General features: G+C 58.6%; 16 protein-coding genes. 2 read left to right on the forward strand and 14 right to left on the reverse strand.

Annotated features, from left to right (window positions below):
* The first annotated feature begins 8 nt into the window (after positions 1-8).
* Together ACFWW4_RS04940 and ACFWW4_RS04945 are read left to right on the forward strand one after the other, a co-directional pair.
* Positions 9-254, forward strand: coding sequence for a hypothetical protein (locus ACFWW4_RS04940; RefSeq protein ID WP_411889845.1), 246 nt, complete (start codon positions 9-11; stop codon positions 252-254).
* Positions 254-1,585, forward strand: coding sequence for a pyruvate dehydrogenase complex dihydrolipoamide acetyltransferase (locus tag ACFWW4_RS04945; RefSeq protein ID WP_411889846.1), 1,332 nt, complete (start codon positions 254-256; stop codon positions 1,583-1,585). The genes ACFWW4_RS04940 and ACFWW4_RS04945 overlap by 1 nt, the downstream gene beginning before the upstream one ends.
* A 53-nt stretch (positions 1,586-1,638) precedes the next feature.
* On the opposite strand, the gene cysE is transcribed toward ACFWW4_RS04945, so the two are convergent.
* The 14 genes from cysE to ACFWW4_RS05015 form a co-directional block, all read right to left on the reverse strand.
* Positions 1,639-2,448, reverse strand: a complete 810-nt coding sequence (cysE, locus tag ACFWW4_RS04950) for a serine O-acetyltransferase (RefSeq protein ID WP_393929399.1) — start codon at positions 2,446-2,448, stop codon at positions 1,639-1,641.
* 376 nt (positions 2,449-2,824) lie between these two features.
* Entirely contained in the window at positions 2,825-6,742 is a 3,918-nt protein-coding gene (locus ACFWW4_RS04955; protein ID WP_411889847.1) for a glycoside hydrolase TIM-barrel-like domain-containing protein, read from the reverse strand.
* A gap of 5 nt (positions 6,743-6,747) precedes the next feature.
* Positions 6,748-7,176, reverse strand: a complete 429-nt coding sequence (locus tag ACFWW4_RS04960; RefSeq protein WP_411889848.1) for an NlpC/P60 family protein — start codon at positions 7,174-7,176, stop codon at positions 6,748-6,750.
* Complete coding sequence (locus tag ACFWW4_RS04965) at positions 7,173-8,057, reverse strand: DUF2163 domain-containing protein (protein ID WP_411889849.1); 885 nt, start codon at positions 8,055-8,057, stop codon at positions 7,173-7,175. Before ACFWW4_RS04965 ends, ACFWW4_RS04960 begins: the two co-directional genes overlap by 4 nt.
* Positions 8,054-8,686, reverse strand: coding sequence for a TIGR02217 family protein (locus ACFWW4_RS04970; RefSeq protein WP_411889850.1), 633 nt, complete (start codon positions 8,684-8,686; stop codon positions 8,054-8,056). Before ACFWW4_RS04970 ends, ACFWW4_RS04965 begins: the two co-directional genes overlap by 4 nt.
* An 11-nt stretch (positions 8,687-8,697) precedes the next feature.
* Positions 8,698-9,357, reverse strand: coding sequence for a phage tail tape measure protein (locus ACFWW4_RS04975; RefSeq protein WP_411889851.1), 660 nt, complete (start codon positions 9,355-9,357; stop codon positions 8,698-8,700).
* Positions 9,350-9,553, reverse strand: a complete 204-nt coding sequence (locus ACFWW4_RS04980; protein ID WP_393926297.1) for a rcc01693 family protein — start codon at positions 9,551-9,553, stop codon at positions 9,350-9,352. The genes ACFWW4_RS04975 and ACFWW4_RS04980 overlap by 8 nt, the downstream gene beginning before the upstream one ends.
* Positions 9,550-9,864, reverse strand: coding sequence for a gene transfer agent family protein (locus ACFWW4_RS04985; protein ID WP_411889852.1), 315 nt, complete (start codon positions 9,862-9,864; stop codon positions 9,550-9,552). The genes ACFWW4_RS04980 and ACFWW4_RS04985 overlap by 4 nt, the downstream gene beginning before the upstream one ends.
* The gene (locus ACFWW4_RS04990; RefSeq protein ID WP_393926300.1) at positions 9,864-10,280 is read right to left on the reverse strand and encodes a phage major tail protein, TP901-1 family; all 417 of its coding nucleotides are present in this window, start codon (positions 10,278-10,280) and stop codon (positions 9,864-9,866) included. The genes ACFWW4_RS04985 and ACFWW4_RS04990 overlap by 1 nt, the downstream gene beginning before the upstream one ends.
* Before the next feature lie 26 nt (positions 10,281-10,306).
* Positions 10,307-10,720 (reverse strand): DUF3168 domain-containing protein, encoded by a 414-nt coding sequence (locus ACFWW4_RS04995; protein ID WP_411889853.1) that lies wholly within the window; start codon positions 10,718-10,720, stop codon positions 10,307-10,309.
* The gene (locus tag ACFWW4_RS05000; RefSeq protein ID WP_411889854.1) at positions 10,717-11,055 is read right to left on the reverse strand and encodes a phage head closure protein; all 339 of its coding nucleotides are present in this window, start codon (positions 11,053-11,055) and stop codon (positions 10,717-10,719) included. Before ACFWW4_RS05000 ends, ACFWW4_RS04995 begins: the two co-directional genes overlap by 4 nt.
* Positions 11,052-11,651: a head-tail connector protein gene (locus ACFWW4_RS05005; protein ID WP_411889855.1), complete on the reverse strand. Its 600-nt coding sequence runs from the start codon at positions 11,649-11,651 to the stop codon at positions 11,052-11,054. The genes ACFWW4_RS05000 and ACFWW4_RS05005 overlap by 4 nt, the downstream gene beginning before the upstream one ends.
* Before the next feature lie 157 nt (positions 11,652-11,808).
* On the reverse strand, positions 11,809-12,990 hold the full coding sequence (locus tag ACFWW4_RS05010) for a phage major capsid protein (RefSeq protein WP_393926308.1): 1,182 nt from the start codon (positions 12,988-12,990) through the stop codon (positions 11,809-11,811).
* Positions 12,991-13,021: 31 nt separating this feature from the next.
* On the reverse strand, positions 13,022-13,552 hold the full coding sequence (locus ACFWW4_RS05015; RefSeq protein ID WP_393926310.1) for an HK97 family phage prohead protease: 531 nt from the start codon (positions 13,550-13,552) through the stop codon (positions 13,022-13,024).
* Positions 13,553-13,738 lie beyond the last annotated feature (186 nt).

Below are 13,738 nucleotides of genomic sequence, written 5' to 3' on the forward strand. Positions count from 1 at the left end.
GTGCCCGGATGAAACATAGCCCACTTTGCAGCCGGGACGGCGGGACCGAAATCATGTTTACGGCCAAGGACGGCGATACCAAGTATCAATTCATTGTGCCGCGTGAATTGCTTGATGACGAATGTGGCGACGCGGCTACTGAGGTCGCGCGCAAGACTTGGGTAAACAACCATCTTTCCGAAATCCTAGCTGTCCGCACCGGTCTGGCTACTCAATCCCCATTCAACCGTGTCCGCGTCGAGGAGATAGCCTAATGCCCACAGAAATCTTGATGCCCGCCCTGTCACCCACCATGGAGGAAGGCACGCTGGCGAAATGGCACGTCAAGGAAGGCGATACCGTATCGTCCGGCGATGTCATGGCCGAGATCGAGACAGACAAGGCCACGATGGAATTCGAGGCCGTGGATGAAGGCGTGATCGGCAAGATCATCGTTCCAGAAGGGACCGAAGGCGTGAAAGTCAACGACGTGATCGCCGTCCTGCTGGAAGAAGGCGAAAACGCTGATGACATCGGCACGGTGTCTGCCAAATCGGATAGCGGTTCATCCAACGCCGCCCCGGCAGAGGCAAGCGATAAGACTGCCCCGGCAAAGGGTGACGGGCGTGGCGAAACCGATGCGACACCCGCACCGGCCGCAACCAAGGGTGCCGATGGGAATCGTATCTTCGCCACCCCTCTCGCCCGGCGGATTGCAGCGGATAAGGGCCTTGATCTGGCAGACATCAAAGGCTCTGGCCCGCATGGCCGGATCATCAAGGCAGATGTTGAGAGTGCTCAGCCCGGCGCGAAACCGGCCAAGGCGGATACACCCGGTGCCAAATCGGAAGCGCCTGCCGCTGCAATGGCTGCCGGACCAAGTACCGATGTGGTGCTGAAAACCTACGAAGGCCGCCCGTTTGAAGAGGTCAAGCTGGACGGGATGCGCAAGACTATCGCCGCCCGCCTGACCGAGGCCAAGCAATCGGTGCCGCATTTCTATCTGCGTCGCGATATCCAGCTTGATGCTCTGATGAAATTCCGAAGCCAGTTGAACAAGCAGCTCGAACCGCGCGGCGTAAAGCTGTCGGTCAACGACTTCATTATCAAGGCCTGCGCCCTGGCCCTGCAGCAAGTGCCCGAGGCAAACGCTGTTTGGGCGGGCGACCGCACGCTGCAGTTTGAGAAATCGGACGTGGCCGTTGCTGTCGCCATTGAAGGTGGGCTGTTCACGCCTGTGCTGAAAGATGCGGACATGAAATCATTGTCTGCACTATCGGCCGAGATGAAGGATCTGGCCACTCGCGCCCGCGATCGCAAGCTGGCGCCACATGAATATCAGGGCGGCAGCTTCGCTATCTCAAACCTTGGCATGTTTGGCATCGACAACTTCGATGCCATCATCAACCCACCGCATGCCGCCATTCTGGCGGTCGGTGCCGGAGTCAAGAAACCAATTGTGGGTGATGATGGCGAATTGACCGTAGGGATCGTCATGTCGGTGACATTGTCAGTCGACCACCGGGTGATCGACGGCGCATTGGGTGCGAACCTGCTGCAGGCCATCAAGGATAACCTTGAAAACCCGATGACCATGTTGGCCTGACCTCAGGTTACAAGATGAAAGACGCGGACCTCATATGGGGCCCGCGTTTTGCGTTATTCGATTTGACCTAAAATCTGGTCCATTGATATCGAAGGTTGTGAACACCCGGCTTCACCGACGATTTTGGCGGGCACACCGGCGACGGTTTTCATCGGCGGCACCTCTGCCAGCACGACTGAACCTGCCGCGATCCTGCTGCAATGGCCGACTGTGATATTGCCCAGCACTTTCGCACCCGCCCCGATCAAGACACCGTTGCCAATCTTCGGATGACGATCATCGTCTTCTTTGCCAGTGCCGCCCAACGTGACCGAATGCAGCATCGAAACATTGTCGCCGACAACGGCGGTTTCGCCGATCACGATGGAATGGGCATGGTCAATCATGATCCCTTTCCCGATGCGCGCAGCAGGATGAATATCGACGCCGAAAATCTCACTGACACGCATTTGCACGAAATAGGCTAGATCGCGACGCTTGGTTTCCCAAAGCCAATGCCCCAGCCTGTAGGACTGAACCGCCTGAAATCCTTTGAAGAACAGCAGGGGCTGCATGAAACGATGGCAGGCGGGGTCACGGTCATAGATCGCCACAAGGTCGGCACGCGCTGCGGCTGCCAACTCAGGTGCGGCCACATAAGCTGCATCAGCAATTTCGCGCAAAATCTGCTCGGACATCTCAGGCGAGGCCAGTTTCATCGAAATCCGATAAGCCAGCGCATTCTCGAAGGTCTTGTGATGCAGCACACCCGCATGAATCAGGCCGCCCATCAAAGGTTCGTCAGCGATAGCCTGCTCAGCCTCTTCGCAGATCCGATGCCATACAGGATCAACCTCGGTCAGGGATGGTTTGAGATGCGCCATGGCGAAGTTCCTTGTTCTGGAACTTCTGGTTTAGTCCAATCTTGGGCTCTTCGCCAAGAACAATCCTGTGATATGCTAGATCAGGCGGCGTGATGCTTTGTTTTGTCAGACAGATGCGTTGCGATCAGAGCAATACAGTCAAGATATTCGGCGTTGCAGCGGTCGGGGCGGCGCCCTTTAGGATAGCGGCTGGCCGCAGACATCAAAGTCCCCGTGCCAAAAACCGGATGAGGCCGCCGCAACCGCTTTCGAAAGCGGTCTGCGGCATCTGAATCCTCGCATATCTCGGCAACCGTCCTGCGCCTTGCTTCAGGCCGAACGGCCAGTAAAGCAAGGGCGACAACCTCGATATCGGCCAACTGTACGGGACGCATGGCTATGAGGCTTGCATGACAAGCGTGGTGAAGGGACCAGCGCCATAGCGCGCAGAAACCTGTGCAACCTCAATGGCAAACGCGGATGTCCCGACCTCTGACACCATGTCGGCGGTGGCATAGGTCCACTGAGGCACGGTCAAGGCCTCCTGACGTCGCACCAGCCCATTCTGAACCACACGCAAGATATAGCTCTCTGTTTCTTCACCCAGGGGGATGTCCCCATCCGCCCAGATGTCGCCATCGATCCGGCTACACCTGATCCATTTTGCCTCAAGCCCGGTTGCTGATGGTGATGCGCGCAAATGGGCCACCGGATAAGGGCGCAATCCATTGCCCTGAAACACATATGTCTCATACTTAAAGCTCGGCGCATTGATCGGGCTTTTCGCAGGTCCATACCGAAAATGCCGGGTATTTCCGCGCGATGCGGTTGGCTGGGCGATCTGCTCAGGCACGCCATTCAACAGCACGACGCGGCTGCCCGCTGGCCAGACATCCGGCATCAAACCGCGGGTTCCGGCTTGGCCTCTTAGCATTCCACGCAAGGCATACTGTCGCGCCGCCAGCGGTATCGCATCGCGAAACTGCACAATTTCCCAGAAGTCGGCGGTTCCATCACCAATCGCAAACGTGTTTGCCCCCGCCAACAAGGCCTCAACACCAGTGGAGCTGAGCTCACCTGTCACCAACTCCACATTCAGCCCCGTCTGACGATCCCAGATCCCTGCCGGACCGCGCGCCAGATCGGATTGGGTGATCCCGATGGTCGCTGCATCCGATATCAGGTCCTGCAGGACATAATCACTGTCCTGTGCCGCACCATAAAGGGCAATGGTCCCGGGCCACGGCCGACCCGATGCAGCAACATAAGGCGCCGTCGGCTGTTCATCACCGGTCAGCAAAGGCAAATCCATAAACAGCATCTCGACCGGCACCGGGCCAACAAAGGGCTGCAATACAACTGCTTCGTCCACGGTTGTCTGTTGGCGATACACTTCGGCATCAATCCGCGTCGCTTCGACCAGGCGCAAACCGGCCTCGTCCACCCGGTCAATACGATAGGTTCCCCGGTGATCAACCGTTTCAACAGAGACAACATCACCAGCACCCACAGCGATCTGTGACGGTGGCAACGCAAACTCAGCCGTATCACGGCCGACCCGCGCCTCTTGCAGCCAACGGGATACCGTATGGCGACCTTCGTTGCGGGTCAGCGCCAGCGGTACTTCCGTCCGGGCAACACCAAAACTCACCTCGTCAGGATGAACCGCCTCGGTCGCAATCGCTTCATAGTCGCCATCCGCACTCAGATAGGACAGTTGCACGCGACCGGCAATTTCCGTCGCCGGTGCCCTTGTCAAAGAGATGGATCGATCTTTCTCAGCATCAATCGCCAGGGTGTCGTCGGTCACCACATGATCAACGCGGCCGTCCCGATTCTGGAAAACTAGCACCCCGTCCCGTTCCATCACCTCAAAACCATATGCCATCATCAACGGTTGCAAAGCGGCACGCGCCGATCCGGTATCGCGGACGCCATAGCCGCGCACCACACCGTAAAGGCGTGAGACGTCAAATGATGTCACCCCCGACCGGGTACAAATCTCGGCCACAACGGACGCCAGCGACCTGTTGGTTGCGCGTCCGTTCAACCAATGCCCGCGCGCATAATTGTCCCCATCCGACCATAGGCTGCGATTGCCGGGGAAAAACGGATATGGGCGCGCATCCCAGGCCCAGACATGCATACGGTCGGTTTCGACCATCCGGCCGTCATATTCGCTCGAAGTTGGATTATTGGCCTCATCCGAAAAATGGGCATAGACCGCGCGCAAATACTGCATCTGTATGAAGTCATCGCGATTGCCGTTTGAGTAATAGGGCAACTGCGATTCCGACGATTTGGGGTCGATGAACTTGTTGGGCTGATTGGCCCCCTTGTCGATGGCTACACAACCAAATTCCGTAAACCAAATCGGCTTGCTCATCGGGACCCAAGGCGTGTGCTCTACTTGCCGCACGCCATCAATGCGGTTGTTGTGCTGATGGCTCCACCACCCTAGGAAGTCCTTATAGCGCCAGACCCACGGCTCTTCATCACCGTCTGTGATCGGTGCTCGGCGCTGCGCATCACGCGCCTCAGGCGACGGATAATACCAGTCGTAGCCTTCTCCACCGGCCACATTGGCCCCAAGATAATCCAGATCATAGATCGACTCGGCCGACGCATCGGCATGATCATCACCATCGCGCCAATCAGCGATCGGCATGTAGTTGTCGACCCCGATGAAATCGATATTCGGGTCGGCCCACAAAGCATCCAGATGAAAGAATTTATCATTCGTTCCAACAGGCTGATAGCCATGATACTCCGACCAGTCAGCGGCATAGCTGATCTTGCAATCGGACCCCAGAATTCCGCGAACCTCACCAGCCAGAATTCGCAATGCCTCAACAGCAGGGAAACTGTTGGCTGTCCCGCGGATCTGTGTCAGACCGCGCATCTCTGACCCAATACAAAAGGCCGAAACGCCACCAGCCGCCGCGCAGAGATGTGCGTAATGCAGAATAAACCTGCGATAGCCCCATGCGCCTGGGCCCGAATAGTTGACCTGTGTGCCGGAGATCGAAAAGTCGCCAACCGCTGCCGTTCCCATAAAGGCGGCAACCTCTGCATCGGCAGCGGCAGTGCCATCGGGTGTGCCGGTCTGTGTTGGGGCCAGCGACGTCGTGATACGGCCGCGCCAGGGCAAGGCGGGCTGTCCGACCTGTCCGGTCCAAGGATCCGGCAGACTGTTATCAGCCAGTTGTTCCATCAAGATAAACGGATAGAAAACCGGCTCCAATCCGCGCGCTTTCATGTCCCTGATTGCTTCGACAACCGATGCATCGGTCGGTGTACCCCCGTAAACGGGCTCACCTTCCAGCAGGGGAACCCAAGCAGCAGTGCTGCGTGTTTGTCCGGCCACACGCCAAGGCATTGCAGCGGCATCAGCCTGTTTTTGTTCTACCTTCGGCTGAACGCTGCAATTAGCGCAACGCAGGTCATCGCCAAACCAAGACACCACCATAACAACGGATTTGCACGACGGTAATTCCTCTTGCAGCCCATCCATGGACACCGAAAAGTCGGTACCGCCCAATGGTGAGTTTGTGTTGATGGCAAGCTGCTGGCCATAAGCCGCCGACAGATAGATCGGGGACGTTGCCAAAGCGTATTCCCCCGTGCCCGGGATCAGGGCAACGCCCCCGACCAGATCATGCAAATCGTGCAATTCATCCGGCGCGTCCGCCGGACCAGGCCGCATGACCTCGAATGAGAATTGGGGGATACGATTACCAAATTGCTCCAGCTGCAAAGCCTCAAAGACGACATAAGCCGTCCCACGATACGCTGGCGTATTCTCGACACCTTCGACCGCAGCAATCTTTGGGTCTGGCAATTGATCGGACGTGCCGCGATACAGACGCATATTCAGATCGTCACGCGACACTTCGACACCATCAGCCCAGATGCGCCCCACACGGGAAATGGCCCCCTCACAAAGGGCAACCGCCATGCTGACTGAATAGGAATACTTGGTTGTCTTGGGCTGGGGTGAGGACCCCTTACCACCTCCGCCGCTGGTCTGGCTTGTTTCGCGAAACTGCGTGGCCCAGATCACCTGCCCAGACACCCGCATCCGCCCGTAGATCTGCTGAAGGTCCGCGCCCTCACCGGCGGCCGTGAGGCGAAACCGGTCAACCCGGCCCGTCTCAATCGGTTCACTACCGGAACCCAGAAGCTGCTGATCAATGCGGCGCCCGATGGCTGCACCCGCCGCGCGACCAATCGTTGCCATCGACAACCCCAGAACAGAGCCACCAATGGAGCCACCAACAGCCATACCCGCAGCGGAAAGAGCGATTGTCGCCATAAGTCTTATCCTTGTGAAACTGTGAAACGCGCGGCGATGCGCCGACGCCATGGGTCGGATAACGGGCTTTCGACCACCCCGTGTCCGGTATAGGCATGAATGAAATGCGGATCGGGGCAGACCTGTGAAAGAATGCCCAGATGCTTCGCCACACCATCGTCCCGCATCCGAAACAACAGAACTTGACCAATCGCCATCTCAGCCTCAGCGCGGCGCATGTGACGCGAGGCCGCTGCCATCAGCCTCTCATCACCCTGCGGCTCGGACCAGTCGGCGGTGTAGGCCGGCACCTTCTCCGGCTCTTCACCGAAGACCTCGCGCCACACCCCGCAGATCAGCCCCAGGCAATCGCAACCAACGCCCTTCATCGACGCCTGATGCAGATAGGGCGTACCAATCCATGATCTGGCTAATTGAACGAAAACTTCGCTCATCTGGTCAGGCTTCCGCCAGAATTGCCACCGTCAGAACGTGGAACGCTGACCAGCCAGTCATCGCCCGGAATGTCAGGGAAACCCTGAAAGTTGATCAGGTTGGAAAACTTCTCTCGACAGGTTTCGGCACGTTTGTCACACCCGGCGATCAGGCGCACCTGATCACCGACAGAAATACTGGCGCGGACCGGCTGCCAAAGCGTGATGTCCCGCGTTCCCTGCCCGACCTGATCCAGCTTGATGACACCCTGAAGACCCTTGCCGGCACCAGTCAGGACCTCCAGCAGACCACCCTCGAACCAGCGATCATTAAAAGCCCCGAGACCGGCAAACCGAAACACCTGCGCTTCAGCGACCGCATCCACAGCAATCTCAACAGAAAACGCAGGATCGGTCAGATCAAAGCGACAGCGCGCATCACCCAACACTGCACTACACCCGGTCAGATACGAACGGCCCTGCGGCTGGTTCAACGCATCTGTCAAACCCCTAAGCTCGGCCTGAAAACCGCCAGAATTGCGCGTGATCTCACCAAGTGTACCGGCAAACCGGACCTGTCGCGCATCCGGATTGTCCCATTGAACAAGCCATGTCGTGACCTGCGCCCCGTCATACCGGCCCGCTTCAATATCCGCCTCTGTGATCGCATCGGACTGCAGCACACCCAATGCCTCGGTATTGTTAACCGAAAGGCCGGTTGTGCTTGCCAGCGCAAGCGCGGACAGCCCACGTTCAGGCATGAATTCCTGGCTCTCAAACCGAATGGGCCGATCATGATCGGTAAATCCAAACGTCACGCCATCACGCCGCACCAATGCCCAGCAATGGCAGACATGCGTAGCGCCGGTGGCCAGATGAGCCTGCAGATCACCAGCGCTCATACCCTGATCTCCACGACCGGTACATTCGGTGCCTCACCGGCCTGAAAGCTCGATAGCGAGCTCAGGATGGCATCGGTATCGAAACGCACCGGCACATCAAACTCAAAACCAGCCCGCACTTCAGCCGCCAGATCAGGCGGATGATCAAACGAAATGCCCCCTGTCTCATGATCGACGGTGTAGTCCACGCCCTCTTGCAAAGGATCGCCACCAACCGAGACGCGCACTGACCCGACAACAGGTTTCGATATAGGGCGATCATACGTTGTCTCACCGGACCGATAGGTCTTGATCAGCTGAAAACGATCCGTCACCTCATCGCCAACAGCAATCAGCTGATCCAACGGGCCGACGTCCTGCGATGGCGGACAGGATTTATAGTCACTCCAATCCTTCCAGCGAAAGCCGATCAACTGGCCCTGGCGCGCCTCGAAGAAAGCGATCAGCGCTTCGACATCATCCAGTGACCGCAAACCAAACCCGGCATCGTACCGTCTGCGCGAGTGCGCCCAGGGCGTGTTACGCTCCTCAAACCCGTTCGCCAACGTCACGATATCCGTGCGCCGCTCCGGTCCCCCGACCGAGCCGAAGCTCAATGAAGCAGGAAATCTTACCTCGTGAAATGCCATCTACCGCTCCCTTACCGATTACGCTGACTGCGGCCCAAGGCGCGCGCCATCTGTGTGGCTATCTGCCCCTGACTGCGCTGAAATCCGTGGGCATCCGGGGTTGATATGTTCATGTTGACCGTGACCGATCCGCTGCCTTGGGTGCGCACACCCAAACGCCCGTCGGCCCCGCGCGACAATGGCATGATCGCTTCCGGCCCCGCCTCACCCATCAGTCCAGTGCCGCCTTGCATTGGAAAAGTCATCGGACCGCTGACAACACCGCCTTTGGCAAAGGGCATGACACGCCCTTGCGAAAATGGGGCACCATCAGCAAACGGCGTCATGCTCGACACAGCCGCATTCAGACCATCGGCCAGCACACCGCCAAAATGATCCATAACGGGTCGGGTCGCGGCAGAGTAAGCAGTGTCGATCATGGATGTGGCCAGACCACTCAACACATCCGACAGGTTCTTGCCATCAAGCACCAGACCATCGAAGGCGCGACGCAGGCCGTTCGAAAATCCACGTTCCAGATTACCCAGATCGCGTGTCGTTTCATTCAGCGCGCCCTGCATCCCGCGCAACTGATCGTCGAAGGCAGCGGTCATGGTCGCCGTATCTCCCAGCGTCCGCTCCAACGCGCTGACATCGCTTTCCAGCGCATCAAGCTTGTCCAAATCATCCATTTTTCACATCCTTTGGTGTGTCAGGGAATCGCGCCTGCAATTCATCAAGACGGCTACGGCCCATGGCGACTTGCGCCTTACTCAGGCCCAGCATCAGTTGCAGCTCCGCAGGGGTCAGCGCCCAGAACTCGGCCGGGGTCAGACGCAGGCCATACAACCCGGCACGCATCAGACCCGGCCAATCCAAACCGATCATGATGGCGGGGCAAACGCACGGGCCAGCAAGGTTGCGGCGGCCTTGGCCGCGCCCACAGGCCCGCCTTCGATCTCGGCGGCAATCAGATCCGACGCCGTCCCAATCCAGCCGCCACCTCGCAACCCGGCAACTATGACCGCCATTACATCGCGCCCCGAAAATGCCCCCCCCTCAAAACGACGGATCAGTTCAACAAGAGAGCCTTCGCCAAGGCTGCCTTCCAACTCGGCAAGCGCACCCAACGTCAGCTTGCAGACGCATGGCTTGCCATCAATCTGCACCGTCACCTCGCCCGTCCAGGGGTTCGCCATCAGATCAACGCCGTGAACGTCAATGCACCCGCCGACGCCAGCGCCAGCTCATACGTGGCCTCGCCATTATGCGAACCCGCATATTCAATCGACGTGATCTGAAAAGGCCCCTCAACAGTCCCGAAGTCCGGGATGATGACCTGAAAGTCCGGCACTTCACCGTCAAAGAATATCTGGCGCGCCCGCTCATCGGTGGATTCGTCCTTGAACACACCAGAGCCCGAGATCGAGGCCGTCTTGACGCCGGCACCACCCAGCAATTCACGCCAGCCGCCAGAGCTTTCGAGACTGGTCACATCAACGCTTTCGGCATTGAAACTGATGCGGGTCGCACGTAGCCCCGCCGCCGTTTCAAACAATCCGTCACCTGTCATATCGATCTTGATCAGCAGGTCTTTTCCGTTCTGGGCCACCATCGGCGTTACTCCTTCAAAGGTCTCGGTTACGTGTCATCCGCCACGCGGGCACGAAAAATCAGGTTGATCTGGCGGACATCACCCGTGCCAACACGGGCGGCCTTCGCCTTGTAGAAATTCAAGGACACCAACGCGCCGCGCGACAACACCAGATCGGCGTTGACAAGCGCGTCAGACACCGCCGCAGCGGCCACCTTGGCCGAGGCGAAACCGGCACTCTCGGTCACAATTGTGACGGTGAACTCATGCACTGCACCACCGCCGGTTTTGTCTGATGCGTCTCGCGCATCCTCGGACCCCAATACAATGTAAAGGGGCGGCAGGGTGCCGGATGGCAGGGCGTCAAAGATCGATGTTCCGACCAAGGCCGCCAGACCGGGATCAGTGGACAGCGTTTGATAAATCGCGGTCTGCAATGCCGCCGCAACGCCATAGCTCATGACGCCACCTCCTCTTCAGCAAAGCAGGTCAGATAGCGGGCATGCGCGTCCTTCTCCGCAACAGCATTGATATGATACAGACGGTCGCCCTCGCGAAACCGATGCCCAGCTACCGGACGTGACGGGGTGCCATAGGGTGCGGCCCTCACGATGATCTTCAGCGGCACGCGGGAAACCGTCGCGGCAAAGGCGGCTGCCTCCTTGCCCGATCCCGGCTTAACCTGCGCCCACAGCACACCAAGCGGCTGCCAATCGCGTGTAAAGCCGCCCGCGCCGTCCGATATGCGCATCGGCGCCTCCAGAACCAGCGATCTGTTCAGATGCGGGCTGCTCATACCCGGCCACCCATGAACAACCGCACCGTACGATAACGCTCGATCAGCGACGAAACACCAAAGGGCATAGCGGGGGTGCCATGGGATACATCATGACGATACTCATAATAGTGGGCGGCCAGCATCATCACAGCCTGGCCAAGATCTGCAGGCAGATCACCCCATTCAGGGCCAAACCCCGCCAGCATCCCGATACGGACCGAGCCATTCACCGGCACTGCTGGCAAACAGGCTGACGCTGCCTTGACAGCGGGGCGCTGACTGTCTGGCTCCAAGTACCACGCATCACTATCCGCAAAGGTCTCGTCACCATTCATGTCGATCAGCATCACCGCTGTAATCGCATTCACCGGCGCAACCGGCAGCGGTTGTCTGCGCTCATCCCGCCAGGCGGTCAGCGTCCAACTGAACTCCCGTTCGATCAGGATTTTCCCGGTCCGGGCCTCGATCGCCGCCATGCTCGCGCGCAGATAGCTTTCCAGAACCGGATCTTGCACTCCATCATCGGCGAAGCCCGAACCAAGGCGCATATGGTCTTTGAATTGTGCGACCGGCAGCGCCAATTGCGGCACGGTGGTCTCTTCGACTAACATCATGGAACTACTCCGAAAATCACTGTTCGTCCTGGGGTTCCCCGGGCGCAAAACGCCCCCGCATTGCTCGGACGGAAGGGAGCAGCTAGACAATGCGGGGATTGCCTGACATGCGCCCGGGGTCGGACCACCGGTCAAGGTGGCCCCATCACGGTCAGGGTTAGCTGACTGCGAATTTCAACAGCTTGATCGCAGCAAAATCGCTCACCGCACCGCCGACACGTTTGGTGGCATAGAACAGCACATGCGGCTTGGCCGAGAACGGATCGCGCAGCACGCGCAGATCAGGGCGCTCGGCAACGGTGTAACCGGCGGTAAAATCACCAAAGGCAATGCCCATCGTATCGGTGTCGATATCCGGCATGTCTTCGGAAATCAGAACGCGATAGCCCATTAAACGGGCCGGCTCACCAACAGCCAGACCATCGACCCAGACAAAGCGACCATCATTGTCCTTCAGCTTGCGGACATGACCAGCGGTCTTGGAATTCATCACAAACGTGGCGTTGGCGCGATATTCAGCACCCAGCGCATAGACCAGATCGACAATCGCATCAGCGCGCGTGATACCCCCCGCGGTCCCCGACGGCACATACCCAAGGCTGCCCCAGGCCCAGCTTTCGTCATCCACGGTGGGATAAGTCAGAATACCGGTTGGCTTATCAACGCCATCACCATTGATAAACGCATTGGCCTCAGAGCGCGCGAACTTGTCCGCGATCCGGCCAGCCAACCAACCCTCGATGTCAAAGGCGCTGTCATCCAGCAGCCGCTGCGACGCTTTGGGCAGGGCCGACAGCTCGTGCAGCGGGATCGAAATCCGCTCGATCTGCGGGGTATCTGTTTCAGCAACAGCACTCGCCTCAGTGGCCCAACCAGCACCCAGCTCGGAATGATCGACCAACACGTCAAAGGATGTCGCATCAACATTTACCACATTGGCAATCGCGCGGATCGACGCGGTCGAACTCAGCGTGCTCTGGATGCGGTCCGCCGTCTGCGGGTCCACCAGATAACCGCCATCCGCGGCAACAGCCGTGCTCAGCGCCTTGCCTTCCAGATCAAGGCCACGCAGCGCATCGTCATCGCCTGACCGCAGATAGGCAGCAAAGGCCTTCTGATGTGGCGCGTCCTCAGCGGCGGCAGCGGCCAGCGCAGGGCGGGCATTCATCATCGTCTTTCGATCCAGCTTATTCATCCGGTCATCCTGTTTTTGAAGTTTGGCATTCACGCCGTGGGAAAAGTCTTTGAATTCACTCATGAACCCGGCAATCGCCGCGCTCAGTTCCTGGGCAGGAGACACATCTTCCCCGGCCCGAGACTTGGTCTCAGTCTTGGTCATCAATCGATCCTTTGATTGTGGTTTGGCGGGGTTAGTCCCGTGCCATCATCAGGCGTGCATTCTCGAATGCAGCGGCCAGGTCACGCATCGTGGTCTCCGCCGGGTCATCCCCCTTGGCCCCCACGCGCGCATCAGGAAGCATCGGAAACGTCACCAGCGACACTTCCCAAAGCTCCAGCTCTGACAATAGGCGTCCGCCCTTGTCGTCCTTGCGGGCCTTCACCGTGCGGTAACCAATGGACAAGCCATCAATCGCCCCTGCCCCGATCAGCGATGCCGCCTCGCGGCCCTTGGCGACATCGGTCAGCAACCGGCCCTTGACCCAGAGGCCCTTGGCATCCTCACGCACCTCATCCCAGACGCCAATCGGTTGGGCCGGATCATGCTGCCAAAGCATTTTGACCTGACGGCCCTTGGCCAGCGACGCCTCATAGGCACCGGGCTCCACGATATCGCCGCCTTGGTCTGACTTGCCGAACAGTGATGCATAACCACTGATAATCGTGCCATCCGTCACTGTGACATCCGCGCCGAGCTGGCAAAACTTGTGTTCCAAATTCATAGGGGTCTCCCGCTTAGCGCTTTGACAATCTCGAAAACCAACAGGCCGGCGCAGCCACAAACGATTAGCCAAATCTGCCACTCCAACCGCGACACCATGAACTCAATCCGGCCTAATCGCACATCCACCTGGGCAAACCAGAAATCAGACACCGGCGGTTGCGTCGGTTGACGCGGCTGGCCCTTC

This window comes from Yoonia sp. SDW83-1 (assembly GCF_046762885.1).
Taxonomy (GTDB): domain Bacteria; phylum Pseudomonadota; class Alphaproteobacteria; order Rhodobacterales; family Rhodobacteraceae; genus Yoonia.